This is a genomic window from Nicoliella sp. ESL1149 (assembly GCF_058107265.1).
In genome coordinates this window covers 1,088,532-1,110,824 of sequence record NZ_JBYLUE010000002.1, presented here as the reverse complement: position 1 = coordinate 1,110,824, position 22,293 = coordinate 1,088,532, and the positions used below count along the sequence as shown (strand labels likewise).

Annotated in this window: 20 protein-coding genes; 9 read left to right on the top strand and 11 right to left on the bottom strand. The window is 34.3% G+C overall.

Annotated features, from left to right (window positions below; translation table 11 throughout):
• Positions 1–6 precede the first annotated feature (6 nt).
• Positions 7–876 (bottom strand): LysR family transcriptional regulator, encoded by an 870-nt coding sequence (locus AC3B6G_RS05335; protein ID WP_489849368.1) that lies wholly within the window; start codon positions 874–876, stop codon positions 7–9.
• 105 nt (positions 877–981) lie between these two features.
• Between AC3B6G_RS05335 and AC3B6G_RS05330 the strand changes: the two genes are divergently transcribed.
• Entirely contained in the window at positions 982–2,385 is a 1,404-nt protein-coding gene (locus AC3B6G_RS05330) for an APC family permease (protein ID WP_489849367.1), read from the top strand.
• Between the two features lie 82 nt (positions 2,386–2,467).
• Entirely contained in the window at positions 2,468–3,049 is a 582-nt protein-coding gene (locus tag AC3B6G_RS05325) for a L,D-transpeptidase (protein ID WP_489849366.1), read from the top strand.
• Positions 3,050–3,087: 38 nt separating this feature from the next.
• On the opposite strand, the gene AC3B6G_RS05320 is transcribed toward AC3B6G_RS05325, so the two are convergent.
• Both AC3B6G_RS05320 and AC3B6G_RS05315 read right to left on the bottom strand, forming a co-directional pair.
• A complete protein-coding gene (locus AC3B6G_RS05320) occupies positions 3,088–3,990 on the bottom strand; it encodes a magnesium transporter CorA family protein (RefSeq protein ID WP_489849365.1) in 903 nt (300 codons plus the stop codon).
• A gap of 124 nt (positions 3,991–4,114) precedes the next feature.
• A complete protein-coding gene (locus AC3B6G_RS05315; protein WP_489849364.1) occupies positions 4,115–4,972 on the bottom strand; it encodes an aldo/keto reductase in 858 nt (285 codons plus the stop codon).
• A gap of 138 nt (positions 4,973–5,110) precedes the next feature.
• On the opposite strand from AC3B6G_RS05315, the gene AC3B6G_RS05310 reads away from it, so the two are divergent.
• The gene (locus AC3B6G_RS05310) at positions 5,111–5,875 is read left to right on the top strand and encodes a DUF1003 domain-containing protein (RefSeq protein ID WP_489849363.1); all 765 of its coding nucleotides are present in this window, start codon (positions 5,111–5,113) and stop codon (positions 5,873–5,875) included.
• Between the two features lie 27 nt (positions 5,876–5,902).
• On the opposite strand, the gene AC3B6G_RS05305 is transcribed toward AC3B6G_RS05310, so the two are convergent.
• The 3 genes from AC3B6G_RS05305 to AC3B6G_RS05295 form a co-directional block, all read right to left on the bottom strand.
• Entirely contained in the window at positions 5,903–6,643 is a 741-nt protein-coding gene (locus AC3B6G_RS05305) for a zinc ribbon domain-containing protein (RefSeq protein ID WP_489849362.1), read from the bottom strand.
• Between the two features lie 24 nt (positions 6,644–6,667).
• Complete coding sequence (locus tag AC3B6G_RS05300) at positions 6,668–7,855, bottom strand: DUF805 domain-containing protein (RefSeq protein ID WP_489849361.1); 1,188 nt, start codon at positions 7,853–7,855, stop codon at positions 6,668–6,670.
• A gap of 165 nt (positions 7,856–8,020) precedes the next feature.
• On the bottom strand, positions 8,021–10,219 hold the full coding sequence (locus tag AC3B6G_RS05295) for a DUF5776 domain-containing protein (protein WP_489849360.1): 2,199 nt from the start codon (positions 10,217–10,219) through the stop codon (positions 8,021–8,023).
• A gap of 165 nt (positions 10,220–10,384) precedes the next feature.
• On the opposite strand from AC3B6G_RS05295, the gene AC3B6G_RS05290 reads away from it, so the two are divergent.
• The 4 genes from AC3B6G_RS05290 (at position 10,385) to lepA (ending at position 15,952) form a co-directional block, all read left to right on the top strand.
• Positions 10,385–11,482, top strand: coding sequence for an aminopeptidase P family protein (locus tag AC3B6G_RS05290; RefSeq protein ID WP_489849359.1), 1,098 nt, complete (start codon positions 10,385–10,387; stop codon positions 11,480–11,482).
• Between the two features lie 99 nt (positions 11,483–11,581).
• Positions 11,582–12,961 (top strand): aspartate ammonia-lyase, encoded by a 1,380-nt coding sequence (locus AC3B6G_RS05285; protein ID WP_489849358.1) that lies wholly within the window; start codon positions 11,582–11,584, stop codon positions 12,959–12,961.
• Between the two features lie 160 nt (positions 12,962–13,121).
• Positions 13,122–13,985 carry a hypothetical protein gene (locus AC3B6G_RS05280; RefSeq protein WP_489849357.1) on the top strand — a complete coding sequence of 288 codons (864 nt, stop codon included), beginning with the start codon at positions 13,122–13,124 and terminating at the stop codon, positions 13,983–13,985.
• 179 nt (positions 13,986–14,164) lie between these two features.
• Positions 14,165–15,952 carry a translation elongation factor 4 gene (gene lepA, locus AC3B6G_RS05275; protein ID WP_489849356.1) on the top strand — a complete coding sequence of 596 codons (1,788 nt, stop codon included), beginning with the start codon at positions 14,165–14,167 and terminating at the stop codon, positions 15,950–15,952.
• Between the two features lie 37 nt (positions 15,953–15,989).
• Here lepA and AC3B6G_RS05270 read toward each other — a convergent pair whose 3' ends face one another.
• The 5 genes from AC3B6G_RS05270 to nrdD form a co-directional block, all read right to left on the bottom strand.
• Positions 15,990–16,517, bottom strand: coding sequence for a GNAT family N-acetyltransferase (locus tag AC3B6G_RS05270; RefSeq protein ID WP_489849355.1), 528 nt, complete (start codon positions 16,515–16,517; stop codon positions 15,990–15,992).
• A gap of 19 nt (positions 16,518–16,536) precedes the next feature.
• Complete coding sequence (locus AC3B6G_RS05265) at positions 16,537–16,974, bottom strand: DUF3021 domain-containing protein (RefSeq protein ID WP_489849354.1); 438 nt, start codon at positions 16,972–16,974, stop codon at positions 16,537–16,539.
• Positions 16,971–17,408: a LytTR family DNA-binding domain-containing protein gene (locus tag AC3B6G_RS05260; RefSeq protein WP_489849353.1), complete on the bottom strand. Its 438-nt coding sequence runs from the start codon at positions 17,406–17,408 to the stop codon at positions 16,971–16,973. Before AC3B6G_RS05260 ends, AC3B6G_RS05265 begins: the two co-directional genes overlap by 4 nt.
• Positions 17,409–17,538: 130 nt before the next feature.
• On the bottom strand, positions 17,539–18,120 hold the full coding sequence (nrdG, locus tag AC3B6G_RS05255; RefSeq protein ID WP_489849352.1) for an anaerobic ribonucleoside-triphosphate reductase activating protein: 582 nt from the start codon (positions 18,118–18,120) through the stop codon (positions 17,539–17,541).
• On the bottom strand, positions 18,113–20,251 hold the full coding sequence (nrdD, locus tag AC3B6G_RS05250; RefSeq protein WP_489849351.1) for an anaerobic ribonucleoside-triphosphate reductase: 2,139 nt from the start codon (positions 20,249–20,251) through the stop codon (positions 18,113–18,115). Before nrdD ends, nrdG begins: the two co-directional genes overlap by 8 nt.
• 387 nt (positions 20,252–20,638) lie before the next feature.
• Here nrdD and AC3B6G_RS05245 point away from each other — a divergent pair, with 387 nt between their 5' ends.
• Together AC3B6G_RS05245 and AC3B6G_RS05240 are read left to right on the top strand one after the other, a co-directional pair.
• On the top strand, positions 20,639–21,193 hold the full coding sequence (locus tag AC3B6G_RS05245) for a cysteine hydrolase family protein (RefSeq protein WP_489849350.1): 555 nt from the start codon (positions 20,639–20,641) through the stop codon (positions 21,191–21,193).
• A gap of 118 nt (positions 21,194–21,311) precedes the next feature.
• The gene (locus AC3B6G_RS05240) at positions 21,312–22,292 is read left to right on the top strand and encodes a ketopantoate reductase family protein (protein ID WP_489849349.1); all 981 of its coding nucleotides are present in this window, start codon (positions 21,312–21,314) and stop codon (positions 22,290–22,292) included.
• Position 22,293 lies beyond the last annotated feature (1 nt).

The window sequence follows — 22,293 nt, the reverse complement described above, 5'->3', positions numbered from 1 at the left end:
TTTAATTTAAACTAACATATCTTTATGATCATTCATAAATTGAATAAAATATCGACTAGCAATTGGTAAAGTGGCTTTATCTCGATAAACAACCGCTAATGGTCGAACCACTGCTGGTTCTACAGGTCGACTAACGACTTTAAAATTAGAACGGCGATCGACTAATTCAGACAAGATACTAACTCCCAAACCAGCTTCTACCATTGCCATAATCGTATAATCATCTTGAATCTTATACTTAACATTAGCTTCTACACCAGCTTCTGAAAAAGCATTTAGTGGTTCACTATAACCCCCACCTTCAATCAAGATGAATGGATCTTTAGTTAATTTTTCAATTGGAACTTTATCTAGCTTTGCACAAGGATGATTCTCCGGTAGAAAGGCATGCATCTCAGTCATATGCAAAACGTCACTCTTTAACCCTGCCGTGTAATTAGCAGTCATCAGACCAAAGTCAACTTGACCAGTCCGGATCCACTCAGAAATGGTTCCATAATCCCCTTGACTTAATTCGAAATTAACACCAGGATATTCTTTCTTGAACTCTTTAAAAAGTGGTGGCAACCAGTAGCAACTAACACTGGTAATCGCACCAATCTTAACCGTTCCGACCTTAACCCCACGGATGGCATTCGCTGTTTCTTGTAATGTCTTATATTGGTTGATACTTTGTTGAATATATGGATACAATTCGCTTCCTTCAGCTGTTAAAGAAACTCCATGTCGGGAACGTTTTAAAATTTTAATCCCCATTTCTTTCTCTAAACCACTGATCATCTGACTGACAGAAGATTGGGTATATCCCAATGCATCAGCAGCTTTAGTAAAACTATTAGTCTCTAAAATAGCTTGTAAAACAAGCAAACGATTCATACGTATCACCTTTCCATAATGTGTCTATCACGATTATTAATTGTACTTAATAAATCAGATAACTTATATTTATAATTATAACATAATTTAAGGAGCTTTTTTTCAATGAACATTTTCAAAAAAGAATCGGTTGATAACTTTATCCAATCCGATTCTCATTTAGCTAAAACACTTCGTGCCAAAGATTTGGTTGGATTGGGAATTGGGGCCGTTATTGGTACCGGTATCTTTATTCTTCCTGGACATGAAGCTGCCCAACATGCTGGTCCGGCTGTTGCAATCGCCTTTTTACTTGCTGCGATTGTTTCGGGGTTAGTAGGAATGGCATACGCTGAATTTTCTTCTGCAATGCCAATTGCTGGATCAGCCTATTCATTTGGATCCATTATTTATGGTGAATTTATTGGTTGGATTCTAGGATGGGCCTTAGTTCTAGAATACTTCCTAGCTGTTTCTGCAGAAGCCACTGGTTTTGCTGCTTACTTTAATAATAATATTTTAGCAGCAATGGGAATTAATATTCCTAAAGCCCTCCAGGTTAGTCCAATGGAAGGTGGTGTAATTAACATCACTGCCGTTATTATCGTGTTGTTAATTGCAGCCATCATCATTCACGGAACTGAACTTTCTAAGCGAATTGAAAATTGGGCCGTTTTAATCAAAGTTGCCATTATTATTATCTTTATCGTCGTTGGTGTTTTCTATATTAAATCCAGCAACTATGTTCCATTCTATCCAAAAGAATTCCATAGTAGTCCAATTGGTCTAGGAGGAATTTCCACTGCAGCTGCAACCGTCTTCTTTGCTTTTATTGGATTTGATGCCCTCGCAGCGAATTCAGCAGAAACAATCGACCCTGGTAAAAATGTGGTTCGAGGAATTTTGGGAACTGTTGTAATTGCCGTTGTTCTTTACGTTAGTTTTTCCCTTGTTCTAACTGGAATTGTAAATTACAAACAGTTAAACGTTGACGACCCTGCTGCCTTCGCCCTTCAAGTTATTCACCTAACCGCTTGGAACAAATTAATCACAATTGGGGCATTGATTGGAATTTTTACTGCCATCATGACAATGTTCATTGGTGGATCCCGATTAGTTTATGCATTAGGTCGAGATGGATTACTTCCGAAATCAATGGGAAAAGTTTCTAGTAAACATTCGGTCCCTAAAAATGCAATTATTGTCGCAACTATCGTTCAAGCCTTCTTTGCTGGCCTAGTACCGCTTGCTCAATTAGCTAGTTTAATTAACGCTGGAACATTGATTGCTTTTGCATTTATTTCATTTGGAATTATTAAACTTCGTCATCGTAAAGATATTAAGAATACTGGTTTTAAAATGCCCTGGTACCCATTTTTACCAATTATTGCTGGCGTATTCACAATTTATTTCTTAATTGCTCTTCCTGACATCACGAAAATTTCAGTTGGAATTTGGTTAGTAATTGGGGTTATCTTTTACTTCGCTTACAGTATCCATCACTCTAAACTTCAAAATCGAAAAGATTAAAATAAAGGTAGCCGAATGGCTACCTTTTTAAATTGATATCTTAAATTTTTAATACTATACTGCATGTATTGGGGTGAATGAAATGAAAATAAAAATGAAATTAATCGGGATTTCTCTAGTCAGCCTATCTTTATTAAGTGCCTGTGGTAATCAAACTAGTAATAAGAATACTCAATCATCAAAAAGTAGTCAATCAGTAACTATTCATCATAAGAATAAACCAGTTATAGATTGGCGAAAATCATCGCAAAACAAACCATATCCAAACATGAACCTTAGAAATCATAATTGGTTAGACGTATCAATTAAAAATCAACGGGTTTATATAATGAGTCCAAAGAATAAGGTCCTCTATACAATGTTCGCATCGACTGGAATTCATAACTCCACTCCACGCGGAACGTTCCATATTCAAAATGAACGTGGTAATTTCTTTTATAACCGAAATTCAAAAGAAGGCGCTCACTACTGGACATCATGGAAAGACCATGGAATTTATTTATTCCACACCGTTCCAACCAATGCCAAAGGAAAATACCTTCCTGCTGAAGCAAAAGCTCTTGGTAAAACGGCTCACTCCCACGGTTGTATTCGACTTTCCGTCCCAGATGCAAAATGGATCAATCAACACGTTCCAACAGGAACTAAAGTGGTTATTAAATAAACAAATCTCCTCTGATATAAACCAGAGGAGATTTTATTTTACGACCAGAAACGCCGATAAAGATACCATACTAAAATACAAAGTAAAATTGAGAAAATAATGGTAATTCCCCAACCATCATCAGCTAATGGTAATTTCACATTTTGACCATAAAAAGCAAAAACCATGTTTGGAATTGCAAGTAAGATTGAAAAAACAGTTAGTAGTTTCATCGTCTTATTCAAATCACTATCCAAGACATTAGAATATGCATCAGCAACTTCTCTTGTCACACTAGACGCAACTTCAGCCATTGAAAGACTTTGTTTTGTTTCGATCGAAATATCTTCTAACCGGTCACTTTGGTGTTCACTTAGTTCAGAACCTAGTTTCCGCTCAACAGTCGCTAACATTTCACTGTTCGAATTTAAAGCAGTTAAATAGTAAACCATTTGAGTCTGAATTGCTAATAATGCCGTAATTAATTTTCGATCAGCACGGTGAATAAAATGTTGTTGAATATCGGTTCGTTCTCGATTGGCTTGATTAATATAATCAAAATAACCAAGACTAAGCTGATAGACTGAATCTAAAATTAAATCCAAGATTTTGCCTGTATCCTTAGTCCGAGGATCATTCAGAACTGAATTAATAATATCAATTACATAATTCGTTTTTTGACGGGTGATTGTGAATAAATGATCATCATTAATCAAAAAAGCAACTGGCTCAACAGCTACTCCACCACGGAAGCGGCTTTCAATTGGAACATCATAGATAAACAATCGATAATCACTATCTTCATCCAACTCTAAACGTGGCCGTTCGTGAATATCAAAAGCATAATTGATAATGTCACTTCTAATTGCATACTTTTGTGATAATGTTTCAAAATCATTTCTTTCTGGTTCCTTTACCTGAATCCAATCAAATTGATCACTTACTTTGTGAGCATCTAACAAAATCATCCATCCTTTAACTTTTTCATATTATCATTTTAATTTAACAGTATTTAAATTACCAGTATAAATAAAAAAGCCCCTCAGAAGAAGGACTTTTTAAATGAACTAGATATTAATAATGATATTAATCAAGACCCTTTAAATTATCACTGTATTTACTTAATTTAAAGACAGTCTTAGGATCAGTATGATCAGCAGCAACTCCATCTTTGCGATCAATTGCAGCAATTTGTTTCATTTCGTCATCAGTTAATTCAAAATCAAAGATGTCGATATTTTCTTTCATTCGTTCTGGTTTAGCTGACTTAGCAATGGATACGATTCCACGTTGTCTTAGCCAACGTAAGATAACTTGCCCAACGCCCTTACCATGATTGTCAGCAATTTTAGTTAAAACTGGATTACTGAAGATATGGTCATAACCTTGAGCAAATGGAGCCCAAGCTTCAGGTTGAACATCAAAACTCTTTAAATAATCAACTAAATCTTTTCGTTGATTCCAAGGGTTAATTTCAATTTGGTTAATAACTGGTTTAACATCATTGAATACAGCTAAATCAGTTAATTGATATGCAGGGAAGTTTGAAACACCAATTGATTTAACCTTACCAGCTTTTTTAGCTTCTTCCATCGCACGCCAAGAACCATAATTATCACCATATGGTTGATGAATCAAGTACATATCAAGATAATCTAAATTTAATTTTTCTAGAGATTCATCTAATGCTTTCTTTGTCTTTTCGTATCCAGCATCATTAATCCAAACCTTTGAAGTTACAAATAATTCAGAACGATCAATGCCACTCTTTTTGATTCCCTCGCCGACACCTTTTTCATTCGCATAAACTTTAGCGGTATCAATCAAACGGTATCCAGCATGAATCGCATCTGACACTTCATCAGCAGTATTTTCAGTAATCTTATAAGTTCCAAAACCAACGGCAGGAATCTTGTTACCATCATTTAACTTAAAATAATCCATATCAATAATCCTCCTCTTTTACTTTGTACACTACATTTTTTAATATAAACAATATTACTAATCAGTTCAAGTATCTTGCTTGTTGAGAAGATACTTTTTATAATTAAATAAATTACTAACTTTAGGAGGACTTTTTTAATGGATAAACGATTTAAAAATGATATTCATCGATGCATTGTTGATGAAAAAGAATTCTTCATTAACGAAGGAAAAAGATTGAATCAAATCGACTCTACCATTCTTGGACATATCCATAATGATTTTAAAAAAGCAAATGGAAATGATTTCATTTGTAACGAGCATCTTCTAAAGTATCAACTTAATCGAATTAACCAACTTATTAATGATGACCACAAACGAAATAATAAAATTGATCGTAAATTAACTCGAACCATGAAAAAAGAAGACTACAAAATCAAAGATATCAATGAATCATTGAATCAATCGGAAACATTTGGACAACGAGTTGCTGATGATGTAGCTAAATTTGGGGGAAGTTGGACTTTTATCTTTATCTTTATTGCCATTTTAATTGGATGGATGGTCATCAACATTTTTCATATTTTTGGTGCCGATTTTGATTCTTATCCATTTATTTTACTGAATCTAGCATTGAGTTGTATCGCCGCCATTCAAGCTCCCATTATTATGATGAGTCAAAACCGTTCCAATCAAAGAGACCGTTTAGATGCGGATAATGATTACAACGTTAATTTAAAGTCTGAAAATGAGCTTCGCCTTTTGCATGCCAAGCTTGATCAATTAAGTCAAAATCAAATGCCTCATCATCTTGAAATTAAAAAACTACAATTAGAAACCCTTGGTGAAATCAGAGAAGAACTTGATTTACTTGAAAATGAACGAATTGAACTAGAAAATTTAAAATTAACAAAAAAATCTTAAGGTAGAATCATACCTTAAGATTTTTTGTTATTCATAGTAATCTGATATTGGTTTTGAATCACTTTGGCAGGATGTAATTAACAATCTACCATTGGCATTTTGAATTTTACCATTCCAATTAAAAATTTGAATGTGATCATTTCCTTCATCACCATGGTAAAAATCATATTTCGCCTTAAAAGTAACGTTGCTCCCGTTAACAACAACATTACTAACATCAATCGTAACAGAATCAATTTTTGAATTAGCAGATTGAATATCGACCCAATTTTTAATTTGTTGATATGAAGGATTAGAAGTACTTCCAACAAAATCATTACTGAAATCTTCATCAGAATCAGTTACACTATCGCCAATTTTAGTAAAAGTATCACTAAGTAAGGTATCAGTATCATTTGCTGAAATATTACGCTCACTATTGTTTAAATGATTATTATTATTGATTGTCGTTTTTTTACTATGGCTACTTACTGTTGAACTACTTTTTGCAGCAGGTTTAGAATTCGTGATTTGATGATTTTGTGACTTTGGTTCAGTATTACTATTAAAAAATTTATTATATACGAATACCCCAGAAAATACTGAAATTAAGAATATCAGAAGTATTAAAATAATCCAACCCGTTGGTGATTTGGACTGTGATGAATTATTATTTCCATAGCCGGCATTAATTGATGATTGTTTAGAAAGTTGATATCCACAACTTGGACAGAATGAGCTATTAGGTTTCAATGGAGCTCCACAATTCGGACAAAAGTTTTTGTTCATTTTATTTTCTCCAATTATCATTTATTATTCGTTATCACTAGCAGTTCCAATAACTGTTACTTTATGGGCTACTAATGTTGGTACGGTGTTAGTTCCACCAATTTTCGTATCATAATCTTCTCTATTTCCTAAAATTCCCTGAACATTGATAACACTATCTTCAACTGCTTTTGTCTTATCAGCATAATAAATCTTGAAAAGATTATCAGAATCATCATCAATATATGCTAATAATGTAGTAGCATTTCCACTTTGCTCAGCTTGTAAAACTTGAGCATTTTCAAGATTAAATGATTTTCCAAAGAAATCATCCGATTTTATCAATTCACCATAAGAGAAATTATTATTAGCAGCTTTACCACTATTATAGTCATCACTATCAATTCCCTTTACAGCTTTATTTTCAAAATCACCAGTATCAGTATCATCTGAACTATCATCGTCATCCTTACTAGAAACAGTCTTCTTACTTGAGTGACTAGTAATTTTTTGATTACTACTATCTGGAATTGAAATCAGGTTATTTTGAACACAATTGAATGGTACAAAAATAACCATTAATAACAATAAACTAATCCAAAATCCCGGTTGTTTTACGGGATCAGTATGTAATGGATTCAAATTAAAACGTCTACTATCAAAATGAGGAACACATAATAAACAAAGTAATAAAATTGACCCTAAAATCGGAATCAAGATAAGTAACATTGTCCAACCGTTCCTATCAGTATCGTGAAGACGTCTAATCGTGGCCGTAAAGTAGTTAATTGTGAATAAAGCCTCGATTCCACTATATACAAGAACCAGGGTAAATAATAACACTGGCTGTTTAATAAATAGCCCTGATAAAAATGAAGCAACTATCAATATGCCAATCGAAAAAATTGCGTTAATAAAATAAGCCTTCCAATAATCCCCTCTGCTCATTATGCTGTTAACTGTTAGCATATCTTTCCATGATAAACTGAATGCATCAATAAAAGTTCGATTATTGGTAGATTCAATTTTTTCATTTTGCTGATTATTGTCATTATAACCATATTCATCATCACCAAAGTAGTATGAATTAGTATCAAATGAGATATCATTATTATCATTGTAATATGAAACATCATTATCAACACTCATGTTGCTCTGTGGGCTTCCACAATAAGGACAAAAATTGATTCCATCTTCAATCTTTTTTCCACAGTTAGTACAAAAACTAGCCATTAAATATACACCCCAAATATTAAATTATCAATAATATTTAACTCTATCATAGTGAATAAAACATTGCAATATCAATATTTCATAATGAAATTATAGTTTAATAAATATAAAAAAAGCTAAGGAATAAAATCCTTAGCTTTCTATAATTATTAATGTGCAAAATTACTAATTAAGCAATTTAACAAATCGTTTATTAGCAGTAACGTAATTACCATTTGCTAACTTAAATCTGTAAACAGTTCCTAACTTATGAATCGAAACTACTTTGAGCTTCTTACCCTTCTTATAGTAGCCTTTCTTATCAGTGAACTTAGGATTAGCATATTCTACAATTGCTTTATTAATAACCCTAATCTTTCGTGGCTTTACAAATTCAACGACTTTGTTACGAAGATTAGTCCTAACATTGGATTCACCTGCTCCAGTGTAGTAAAGACTATCCGAATCGATGGAATTAGCAGTAATATAACCAACCTTATCATAAGTCTTGGAATTAGGATTGAGATCTTGAACTTTATATACAACTTGACCCGCAGAATTAGTCTGTTTATCTAAGACTTTAAATTCAGGACGATTAGTTCGTTTTTCTTCCTTGAACGTATTAATTTTGTCATTTTCTTGCATGGATGGATTAGTATAAAAACCAACTTTTCTTAGTGTATAAACCCGAACTGGTTCGGCAGAAGCAGTAGATGAAGTTGAAGCACTTGAACTGTCAGTTGTGCTAGCTGATGATGTTGATGAACTAGATGTATTAGATGCAACATACCCAGCATATGAATCATTACTTGCGGAACTGGATGCAGGTTTAGGAGTTGGATGATACCCGGGCGTTGGAGCTGGGCCAGGTTGAGCACTCTTTTTAATTCTAACCGTTACGGTTTGATCACCATTAGCTCCATTAATTGGTTGATTTCCATCAACATAATATCCAGCAGGAACATCTGACAAATACTTAATTGGAGCGTTTGGATAAACTCCATCATAATTTTTAGTTGAAATCGTTCTTCCAGTATCTTCATCAACAAAATTAATTGTCGTTCTGTGAGTTACTTCCGAATCCTTTGCAACAGTTACGACAACCGTTTGATCACCATTGGTTCCCTTAACTACCTTATTTTCGGTAACATGGTAGCCAGTTGGAATATCACGACTGTAATCAATTGTGTCACCATCTGTAACATCATTATAGGTATTAGTTTTCTCAACTGTCCCATCTGCTAATTCAAACTTAATAGTTGTACTATATTTCTTTGGAGCAACCGTTACTACAACCGTTTGATTACCGTTAGTTCCTCTAACTACCTTATTTTCGGTAACATAGTAGCCAGTTGGAACATCATCACTATAGACAATTGTTGCACCATCTGTAACATTATAGGTATGACTACCCTTCTCAGTTCCATCTGCTAATTCAAACTTAATTGTTGTATTGTACGTAGTTTGAGCATCTTTTTCAACTTGAACATTTTGAGTTGGATTATTAACATCCGTTTTTAATGTTGCTCCATTAAAATGATATCCTGAAGGAGCATCACTAGCCGGCACATTAAATGTATCTCCCTGGACTCCAGAATAGTCTTTATAGCCAACATTCTGTCCATCATAAATAAAATTAACTCTTGTACTTTCTGGTAAAGGTGATAACTTAACAGATACTGATGAATCACCTTTAGATACATAATATCCAGGATAACTTCCGTTATTATAATCGCTAGCAATTTTATAACCTGAAGGAATATCATTTGTGGAAAGATAAAAAACAGTATTTGGTTTACCTCTAAAAGTTTTATAACCTAAACTAGCATTATTTGTTTCATTAAAAAAGTTGTAAGTAAGGTTAAATTCCTGATATACGTGTACACTTACTTTATCTGTTCCACTAATTGGCGTTGTGTATATAGCACCATTAGTATAGTATCCTTGGTTCGCAAAGACATCATGAGGAATTTCAAATTGTTGATTTGCAGTTCCTTGATAAGTATATGTTCCTAATACAGTGTCTCCAGCATAAAAAGTAACCACGATATCTAAATGTTGACCATCTTTTAGATTTTTTGTATTATCACTAGTTACTTCAACCTCATTTTTTGTAGATGAGTCTGTCCCATTTTGATTTGCATTATTGACTTGAACAGCTAATGAAATAGTTGGTTTTTTATTTTCCTTACTTTTATCATCATTATTTGTCGTTGTTTTTGTCGTATCAGCATGTGCCACATTTCCCATATGACTACCAAACAACGAAATCCCACCAACTAAGGTTGCAGAAGCTAACATTAATTTTTCAAATTTATGTAACTTAAACTTCTTTGTTAACAGATTTAATTGATTCGAACTTAACTCTGAATATTTAAAATGCATTTGAAGACCCCATTTCTAAAAATAATTTTCTTAATTTTATTATAATATATTTTTAGAATTTGTATAATAAAAATACTTCGGAAATCGTTATCACAATTGACATCCCAACTTATGAGAATATAATAATGTTAATTTAATTTCATATTATAAAGGTAGGTTTTATCAATGAATAAACTAGGACAACTTCAAAAATGGACTAACGATAATCAACTTGATTTTACATACATTAGCAATCCCAAAGCGATTCAATATTTAATTGGCTACTACAATGACCCTATTGAACGCATCATGGCGTTAATTATTTTCCCAGATCAAGATGCTTTCATGTTTGCCCCCTCACTTCAAGTTGAAGAAATTGAACGAAGTGGTTTTAAAGGCGATGTTTATGGATATGAGGATAGTGAAAATCCATGGATGATAATGGCAAAACAAATCATTAAACGGGTTGCGAACCCCCAACACATTGGATTTGAAGCTGATAACTTAGCTTATGGCAAAGTGGAAGCTTTGACCCAAGCAATTGATAGTGGCAGTTTTGACAAAGATGTCACCCCTACCATCAATGCCATGCAAATGATCAAAACTCCTGACGAAATTCGCGAACTTGAAGCAGCTGGAAAAGAAGCTGACTTCTGTTTCAAAGTTGGATTCAACGCTGTTAGGGTTGGTGTGTCCGAAAACGAAATTTCTGCTGAAATTAAATATGCATTAATGAAGCGTGGCATCATGGAAAACAGTTTCCCTACACTCGTCCAAGCTGGCGCCCACGCTTCACAACCACACAATGGAACTAGTGAAAATAAGGTAAAGAACAATGAACTTGTCTTATTTGACCTTGGAACCGTTCACGATGGATACTGTTCTGATGCTTCAAGAACCGTTGCTGTTGGTAAACCAGACGCTGAAAAAATCAAAATTTACAACACTGTTCTTCAGGCCCAATTAGAATCACAAAAAGCTGCTAAGGTGGGGATGACAGCTGGAGAATTAGATCAAGTCGCTCGAAAGGTAATCACTGATGCTGGTTATGGTAAATACTTCATTCATCGTTTAGGACATGGAATTGGTTTAAGTACTCATGAAGCTCCTGAAATCAAGAGCGGAAATGATTTAGTTCTTAAAGAGGGCATGTGCTTCTCACTTGAACCTGGGATTTACGTTCCTGGAGTCGCAGGAGTTCGAATCGAAGATTGTGTTCATTTAACCCAAAATGGTGCGGTTCCATTCACTCATATGTCAAAAGAGCTAACATATGTCGATTAAAACTATGTATAAATTTTAGTATAATATCTTTTTTTATTGACAAAAAGGTTACTTATGTAATAAGATATAACATAAATATTATATAAGGAGTCGTTATAGATGAAGTTTAGAGTAGAAGAAGATGCTGTTGGTAAAATGGATGTCCCTAGTGATGCGTTATATGGAATCAATGCCCTCCGTGCTCACCAGAATTTTACCGTAACTGAAAAACCGGTTCAACAAGAAATTAATGAAGCAATGATTACTATTAAAGCGGTTGCTGCAAAAACAAATGCTGAAGGTACAACTTTAAGCAAGGATAAGGCTCGTGCTATTAAGATGGCTTGTGACGAATTAATCAGCAACTTTGATAAATATCGGAATCAATTCATTACCACTGCAATCCAAGGTGGTGCTGGAACATCCACTAACATGAACGCTAATGAAGTCATCGCAAATTTAGCTAACAACTATCTAACTAATCTTCAAGACTCTGTCGACTCCCATAATGATGTCAATCAAGGCCAATCTACTAATGATGCTTATCCGACTGCCGGAAAGATTGCCATGTTAAAAACTATAAAACCACTCCGCGAAAGCATTGAACATTTAATCAGTGCTTTTGAAGCAAAAGCTAAACAATATGCTGACGATATTAAAGTTGGCCGAACTCAACTTCAAGATGCCCTTCCAACTACGTTCGGAAACTCTTTCCATGCTTATGCTAGCATGTTCAAACGAGACATCCATCGTCTTGATAACGCTGAAGAAGATTTAGCAATCGTTAATATGGGAGCTACTGCAATTGGGACTGGATTAAACGCTTCTAAATACTATCAAGAACACATTACTGTTAATCTGGCAGATGAAACGAAGCTTCCTTTAACAACAGCTACTGATTTAATTGATGATACCCAAAACTGCGATAGTTATGTCGAGTTCTCATCAGCATTAAAAGCACTCGCAGTTAACCTTGCTAAAATGGGAAATGATTTTCGGTTACTAGCAAGTGGTCCTCAAGCCGGTTTAGGCGAACTACTCCTCCCTAAGGTTCAATCAGGATCTTCAATCATGCCCGGTAAAATCAACCCTGTTATCCCTGAAGCATTGGTCCAAACCGCTTATGAAATGATGGGCCATGATGCAATGGTAACGGTAAGTGCTGAACATGGCGAACTAGAATTAAATGCTTTTGAACCTTTAATTTTTGAAAAATTAATCATGAGTGAAAAACACTTAAAGAACGCTATCGAGATGTTCATTGAAAAATGTCTCGATAATTCTAAAGTGGACGTTGAACTAGGTAAACGTCAAGTCTATGCTTCTGCAGTAACTGCAACTGTTCTTAATCCCGTCTTAGGATACAATAAAACAACTAAACTAGTTCAAAAAGCTTTACGAGAACATCGTAGTGTAAAAGAATTGGTCAAGGCCGAAAACCTTTTAGATGATGAACAAATCGAAAAACTTTTTTCAGCCAAAAATCTTACAAATAAATAACAAGAAAGTTACCACTTAAACAGTTATGTTACCGTTTAATGGTAGCTTTTTTAACTTTAACTTAAAGTAATAAAGAAACTCTTATGGCAAATCAATTTACTATCAATTTCTACTCAAAATGGTAAGATGAAATCATAAAAAGTGAAAGGAAGTTATATTTATGAAAAAAACACTTTTATATTTAGCTGCTATGACCGCATTAACTGCTGGTGGTAGCGCTGTTATCAATCAAACTAATCATGCAAATAATGCGAATGCTGATGTAGTTGCAACTAACACGAATGCAGGCTCACTTACTTCAGCTGGATTCCAAATTGCTGCTTCAAGTGCCAATACTGTTTTATCTTCAGCAGCCAGTCGAATGAGCTCTGCTGATGCTCGTTACACTTCAATCAGTAAGGGTGTTGCTGAAGCCACTGCTAGTGAAACAGCCATTGAAAACAATGCTTCTGCTGCTATTCAATCATATGCTGCTGCAAAGGACTCATCTGCAATGACTTCATTGCTAAACTCGGTCAATGATCACAAAGCAATGCTTTCTGACTCACAAAACAAGGTTAATAAGGCTTCTGCAGCCTATAGTGATATGAACACTATTTATAATCAAATGAGTGCTGATGCTAAATCATATGCTGCTAAAAATGACATTGCTGATTACAATGGTGTCGTTAACAAATTATCAACCACTTTTGATCAAGCCGCATCTGGTTTTGATTCTGCATCAACTTTGAGTTCTGCATCTTCTGCTTCAAGTACTAGTTCTGCAACATCAAGCGCTAGTTCCAACTCTAGTTCTGCATCTAGTGCCGCTACTCCTACCCATCACCGTAAATCACACAGCAAGATAGCTGCTGCTAAGAAACGGGTTGCTAAGGATAAGAAAGCTGTTAAGAAAGCTAAGAAGCGTGTTGCTAATGCTGCTACTCACAAGACTAGAACCAAAGCTCGTAAAACTTTAAAGAAGGCTAAGGCTGCTTTAAAGAAAGCTGAAAGACATTTGCTTAACTTAGTTGAAAATTATTAAAATAAAATTTTAGGAGCCGTTGATTTTTAGTCAACGGCTTTTATTGTACATAGTTTAAAAATATGCTAAATTATCTAGTACAAACTTTATTTAAGGATGTGAAACCAATGAAAAAGATTCTTTTAGTTGGTACTTTATTCTAATTTCAGATTTTTACGAATTAGAATGGAGTATAAATAATGAAACAATCAAACATCAGAAACTTCTCTATCATTGCTCACATTGACCATGGTAAATCTACCTTAGCTGATAGGATCATGGAAATGACTGATACCGTGGATCCAAGAGATAGTAAATCACAATTATTAGATGACATGGAAGTCGAGAAAGCTCATGGGGTAACTGTTAAATCCAGAACGGTTCGCAATTTATACCACGCAGATAATAATGAAGACTATGAATTAAACTTCATTGACACCCCTGGACACGTAGATTTTAATTATGAAGTGATTAAAAGCTTAACTGCTAGTGATGGTGTTATCCTACTGGTAGATGCCACCCAGGGAGTCCAAGCTCAAACTTTTGCTAATTTTCAGCTGGCTAAAAAAGCTAATCTATCAATCATTCCAGTAATTAACAAAGTGGACATGCCAAATGCTCAAATTGAAATGACAACCAATCAAATTTATGATTTAGACGACCAGTTCAGAAATCATAAAATTTTGCAGATATCCGCAAAAAAAGGGCTTGGTATTCATGATGTATTAGAAGCAATCGTTCATCAGCTTCCTGCTCCTAGTGGTGATGAACAAAAACCATTAAAAGCATTGGTATTTGATTCAAAATACGATAGTTTTAAAGGCATCATCGCTTCAATTCGGATTTTTGACGGTAAATTAACTTCCAGTAATACTCTAAAGTTAATGCACAGTAAAGAAACATTCAACGCAAAAGAAATTGGGTTCTTCACTCCATCAATGCACCCAACAAAGGTAATGCATGCTGGAGACGTTGGATATGTTGTAACTGGTATTAAAAATGCTAAATCAGTTCAGGTTGGTGATACAATTACCAACAATGATCAGCCAACATCAAAATCACTTCCTGGATATCAGCCTGCCACCCCAATGGTGTACGCAGGAATTTACCCTGAAGGTGATTATCATGAATTAAGTGAGACACTTAATAAGCTCTCATTGAATGATTCCTCACTTCAATTAATTCCAGAAGTATCAGATGCATTGGGTCCCGGATTTAGAGGTGGCTTCCTGGGAATCTTCCATTTACAAATTATTCGTGAACGTCTCAAGGATGAATTCAATATTGAGGTTATCACCACAGCCCCAAACGTTACCTATCGTGTAACACTTAAAAATAATAAATCGATCATCGTAGAAAATCCCACCCAGTTTCCAAGTTTTGAACAAATCAAAACCGTTAAAGAACCTATGGCAAATGCTGTCATCACAACAACAAATGATGTTTTAAACGATGTCATGAAGTTAACAGATGCTCATAAAGGTCAATTTATTAACATGCAAAATCAACAAAAACTCGTTGAATTAGTCTATCGAATTCCATTATCTGAAATTGCATATGATTTTTTCAACAAATTAAAATCTGTTTCACATGGATACGCAACATTATCAACAAAACTAGATGGGTACGACATTTCCGATGTCGTAAAAATAGAAGTTCAAATCAATTATTCAAAAATTGATGCGTTGACCTTTATCACCCATCGAGTTGATGCAGCTAAACAAGCACAAGAATTAGTGCATAAATTAAAATACACGGTTCCTAAAAAACTATATCCAATGCCTGCTCAAGCAGTGATGGAAGGACGCGTTATTGCACGTGTTGACATCCCACCATTACGCAAAAATGCTGCTGTTAACGGCGAACAACATAGTATTTCCAAGAAACAAGCATTGCTTAGAAGACAAAGTGTTAATAAACGTCAAGCTGCTCATAGTGATATTAAATTACCACAAAGTGTTTTCAATAATCTATTGAATCTAGAATAATAAAAATCAGTTAGCGATTTTTTCGTTAACTGATTTTTTAATTCAAACTTTTTTTCATTAAAATATCACGTTGCTTATCATTACCAACTTGAAAAATGTGATCACTAAATTCTTTAAATCCCATTTTTTTATAAAATTTTAATGCCGGTTGATTATGTTCCCAAACCCCTAACCAAATTACCGTTTTATTTAATGCTTTTGCTTGATCAATTGCGTATTTTATTAATATCGTTCCTAACCCTCTTCGTTTAAAATCCGATAAAATATAAATTCGTTGAACTTCTAAGGTCATAGCCCCTTCCGGTTCACTTTGGGCGGTTCCCACATTTAATTTTAAATAACCAGCAATTTCATCATTTACTGTTACAAAATAAAATTTAGAATCAGGATTATTCAATTCTGCCGTTAGTTGCTGTAGATTATAGGCTTCATCAAGATATGAATTCAAATCTGCCTCAGTATTATCATTGCCAAATGTATCCGCAAAAGTTGTTCTACTTAAATGTTGTAATTTATTCACATCGGATAAAGTTACTTCTTTAACATCAATTTTAATATTAATCACTCCTTTATCCGATTATATATTATTTATGCAAGGCATTGTTGATCTGATGAATTTCGTAACGATAATGAATCATCATAATAATCCAGATAACAACATAAATCAATAAAAAGAAAAAAGTGAATCCAAAGGTAGCAACATTATCTAAAGTGAACCATCCTGCACAAATTCCAATTAATAATACTTCGATATAAATACTAATCCCGTGAAGAATCGTCCTTTTTAATAAACTCCATTTTTCAATTTTAAAAATTAAGCTTGAAAAATAGCTAGCAATTCCAATAAGCATCCAAAGAATCATTGAAACCACCATTGCATTGTTAGTGTTTGAAAAATGAGCAGTAAAGGCTGGCGAAGATGGTTGATAATTGACACCGTAAGTGTAACAGAAACACAATGAACTAACTAATCCAATCGTCACTCCTAAAAAGGCACTCCGAAACATTTCTTTTATTATCATATTCCCAACCTCTTTCTGATTTTTGGTAAAAAACGTCTTGAAACAAATGAATAACTTCCATTCGTTAGTAACATCTTAATACTGCCGTTCCCCATCAATTCTAAATGATCAACAAATTTAAAATTAATAATTTCACTACTTGAAATTTGGATAAAATCGCGCGGTAATTTAGCAGCCCATTTATAAATCCGTTCCTTCGTGTGAAATTTATGAGTCGTCGTTTCAATTGCAACTTGACCATTATCAGTAACAAAACGAATGATATCTTCATCATTCAACGGCGTAATTTCATTGTCGTCATATCCCCAAATATGATCATCATCAATTTGAAGTTGGTTCGCAATCCCTTGAATTCTTTCCGTCATTTTATGCAGATAGAAATCCACATGTTCAGATTGTTCTGGATCAATCGAAAAATTTATTTTGATTACCATCATCCCCTTTCAACTTAACAATCACTATTATAATCGGAAATGATGATTTTATGACCTTCAGTAAATTATCGGTATTAAATTGTTCATGAACGGCAGAAAAGGAGGACACTCGCAAAAAGCGTCCTCCTTTTTAATGAACTAACTTATCCCAAATAATAACTTCATTTGCATCTAATGATTTTTGAACATCAATAATTCGTTGATTGGAACTTCCTCGAAATTGGAGGGTCAAATCTTTTTTATCTTCCATGAATCGTCCATCAACTAAAATATCTATCATATTTAATAATTTAAGTTTATCCATTGATTCTTTCATCATTTCATCCCAAGTATAGCCGGTCCACGACCAAATATCCTTGGTATGCCCAAATTCTTTACGAACTCTTCGACAAAGTCGTAAACAAACTTGCGTGTTTAAAAATGGTTCTCCACCTAGTAACGTTAATCCCTGAACGTAACTATTCCGCATATCTTGAATTATCCGATCTTCCAGCTCTTGGGTGTATGGTCTTCCATAATGAAAATTCTGAGCGACCCGATTATAACAACCGGGACAATTAAACAAACAGCCTGAAACATATAAACTGCAGCGAACTCCCTCACCATCAACCATATTAAAAGGCTTATAATCCGCAATGTATTGCAAACTATGTTGCGAAGCAAGCCATTCTTTTGGTTGGGGATCATTAGGCTTTCTCACTCTTCTATTCATGATTAACTTCCTTTTGACTAATATTTTTAACTCGAGAAGCAATTTCCCTATGTCTTCCATGTACCATTGGTCGTTTCATTGGATTACCAAGATAGCCGCAAGTTCTTTTAACGACATCACAAGTTTCTGGATTATGATTACCACATTCCGGACAAACAAATCCCTTTGCGGTTGCTTTAAATTCACCATCATATCCACATTCATAACAATGATCAATTGAAGCATTCGTTCCTAAATAGCCAACTTGGTCATATGCCCAATCCCAAACAGCCTCAAGTGCAGCAGGATTTTGTTTCAGATTTGGATATTCACAATAATGAATAAAACCGCCTGCTGCATATGGGGGATATGCTTTTTCAAAAGTTAGTTTTTCAAATGGCGTTGGATTTTTTCGAACGTCATAATGAAAACTATTGGTATAGTATTCTTTGTCAGTAATATCTTTAATCTTTCCAAATCTAGCTATGTCATCTTCACAAAATGTATCTGTTAAAGATTCAGCAGGAGTGGAGTAAACACTAAAATGGTATCCATATTCTTGTTCCCACTTTAAACAATAATCATGCAAATACTTAACAATTTTAACTGTAAAAGCGTGTGCGTCTTGATTATTCTCCCATTTAGGACCATAAAAAGTAGTCCCGACTTCATATAGTCCAATATATCCCAAAGAAATCGTCGCCCGACGATTATTGAATAATTTATCAACGTCATCATCGGGATTCAAACGTCCAAAGGCTCCATTTAAATACAAGATGGGAGCATTTTCAGGTTTAGCTTCCTTACATCGTTGAATTCGATTTAACAACGCTTTTTTCGCTAAATGAACTCTATCATTCATAATTTCCCAGAAAATATCCTTATTTCCATGAGACTCAATCGCAATTCTTGGTAAATTAATCGTGACAACTCCTAAATTCATCCGCCCATCGTTCACTTCATTTCCCTTTTCGTCACACCATCCTTGCAAAAAGCTACGGCATCCCATTGGACATTTAAAACTCCCCGTAATATCAATAATTTTGTCATACATTAAAATATCGGGATACATTCGTTTCGTTGCACATTCAACCGCTAATTTTTTAACATCATAATTTGGATCCCCCGGCTGTAAATTCAAATGGCGTTTTAATGTAAAAATCAATTTAGGAAAAATTGCAGTTCGATGCTGTGAACCTAATCCTTTAATCCGGACTTCCAGGATTGCTTTTTGAATTGCACGTTCAATCCAACTGGTTCCTAAACCAAATCCGATTGTGGTGAACGGGGTTTGTCCATTTGATGAAAATAAAGTGTTAACTTCATATTCTAATGCTTGCATCGCATCATAAATATCTTTAATTGTCTTTTGCTTTGCATATTCAACCTGCTTGTCAGGTGCTATCCATACTTTGGCTTCCAATAAATGTTTACGATAGTTCTTTTCTGCATATGGTGCCAAGACCTCATCAGTTCGATTTGATGAACACCCACCATATTGACTAGATGCTACATTAGCAATGATTTGAGACATTTGAGCAGTTGCAGTTTGAATGGATTTAGGAGATTCAACATCCGCATTTCCAATTTGAAAACCGTTTGCTAACATGTCTTTGAAATTGATCAAGCAACAATTTGTCATTGCGGTTAGGGGCGAATAATCTAAATCATGATAATGAATATCTCCTCTTAAGTGGGCTTTAGCTACTGTTTCTGGCATCATTTTTAATCCCATTGACTTTCCAACCATGCCAGCTGTTAAGTCACGTCGCGTACTAAACACTCGACTATCCTTATTCGCATTTTCATGGACAATCGTCCCAACGCCATTAAATAGCGACTCTAGTTTTTGTTTGGGATCAATTGCTGAACGCCATTTTTCTACATCTTTAAGACGATATCGATTATAGCGTTTTACTAAGTCTCGTCTCTTCATTTTGGTTAAAGCAATAATAAAAGCTGCTCTAATCATTGAAACTGAAATCTCAGAATCAACTTTGTTAACCGCATCTAATACAGACCTATTAACTATTTTTCGAGTATTATCATCAACCTTTAAAGCATCTAATACCAAATTAATTTTATACGAATAAAAAGGCATCCGTTCTCCATCTGCTTTTACGACCATTTTAGACTTTGAAAATTGTTCCATTATCATTGTCATCCCTTTTTCTAAAATATGTAACTTTAAAAATTATTTTTTGCGAGCAACGATTATTATATTCGGAAAAATTTTAAAAGTAAATGGCAAAACACAATATATAGGTATTGGTATAACAGTCTAGTACTATATATTGTGTTACTAATAAACACTCTTTCGTTCCTAACCTGATAGTTTTGTGACTACTTTATCTTTAAAATGAATAAAAAACACTTACAAAAATTAAACATGTACTATCTAACCAGATAAATAGCGACATGTTAATGTTTTCAAATTATTTTAAAAAAAGAGAAAAATTTTTTATTTTTTCAATTAAAAATTGTACTTTATAACGAGAAATGCTATTTTTAATAAAAACAAATAAGGGGAATGATAGAAATGACTAACAGAGCATTATTAATTATTGACTATACTAATGATTTTGTAGCGGATAATGGTGCATTGACCTGTGGTAAATCTGCTCAGAATTTAATGGATTCCATCATCAAATTAGCTGATCAAACACTAGCGAATGGTGATTGGGTTATTTTACCTACAGATGTGCACACCCCAAATGACCCATATCATCCTGAAAGTAAGTTATTTCCATCACACAACGTTCGCAATAGCTGGGGACGCCAATTATATGGTGACTTACAAACTTGGTATGACCAACACAAGAATTCTTCTAAAGTAAAGATGATGGATAAAACTAGGTATAGCTCCTTTGCTGGAACTGATTTAGACATGTTTCTTAGGGAACGTAACATTAAAAAAATTGAATTAACTGGCGTTTGTACAGATATATGTGTCCTTCACACTGCCATTAGTGCTTATAATCTCTGCTATGATATTACAGTCCATAAAAGTGGAGTTGCTACATTAACTCAAGAAGGTCAAGATTGGGCCTTAAACCACTTTAAAAACGTTATTGGTGCAAATGTAGTTGAATAAAAAGATTAAAGTTTTTAATCTTGACATGTTAAACATTAATCGTCATTCTCTTGCAGATTAAAATTCATGCCGCGTATAATTAACATCAATTTAAAAAACAAAATTGGAGTTGATGATTATGAAATACGGAATTATTGGTGCTGGCGCAATGGGATATCGATACGGAGTCATGTTACAAGAAAACGCTGGTGTCGACGTTGATTTCATTGATACTTGGAAACCTAATGTTGAAAAAGTTCGTGAACAAGGCGGTGTTTCCGTTGCTCGTGATCATGAAAATCGACATATTGTTCCAATCAACATTTACTATCCAGAAGAATATAAAGGACATCCTGATGTTTGGATCATTTTCAAAAAGCAAATGCAATTAGCTGAAGAACTCGAACGAGATAGTAAGGCTGGAATTTTTCATTCAGATCAATACGCTTTTTCAGCAATGAATGGAATGGGTCATTTTGAAAAAATCGCTAAATGCTTCGATCCAAATAAAATGATTTGTGCATCTGCCATGATTGCCACCAGAATGGATGGCCCTGCTAACGTTGATTTCATGGGTCCCGAAAATGGTGAAGTTATGCATATGGCTCCATACAATAACAAACCTGCCGATGAAACAACAACTCAAGTCTTCAATGATTTAAAAGCCGCTAAACTTGGCCCTGTTATGTGCCCTGAATGGAAGGGAATGTGTATGTCCAAAGTGGTTTACAATGCAGTTATGAATACTATTTGTACCATGTTTGAAATTCAAATGGGCCAATTCATTCAATACAAAGGTGCCGAAGATATGGCTAGACAACTCTTCAATGAATCTTATGACGCATGTGAACGAGCTGGAATTAAAATGATTGAAACTCGTCAAGCTCAAATGGCATCTATTCCCGCCACATGTCATCAATTTAAATATCATTATCCTTCAATGTATCAAGACTTCTCAAAGGGCCGTCCAACTGAAGTTGATTATATTAACGGGTACATTGCTAAAATCGGACGTGAACATGATTATACTTGTCGAACTCATGAATTTGTCGTTCGAGAAGTTCATCTCTGTGAACAAATGCGTCCATTCAAGGAAAGATTCAAAAAATATTACGAATAGA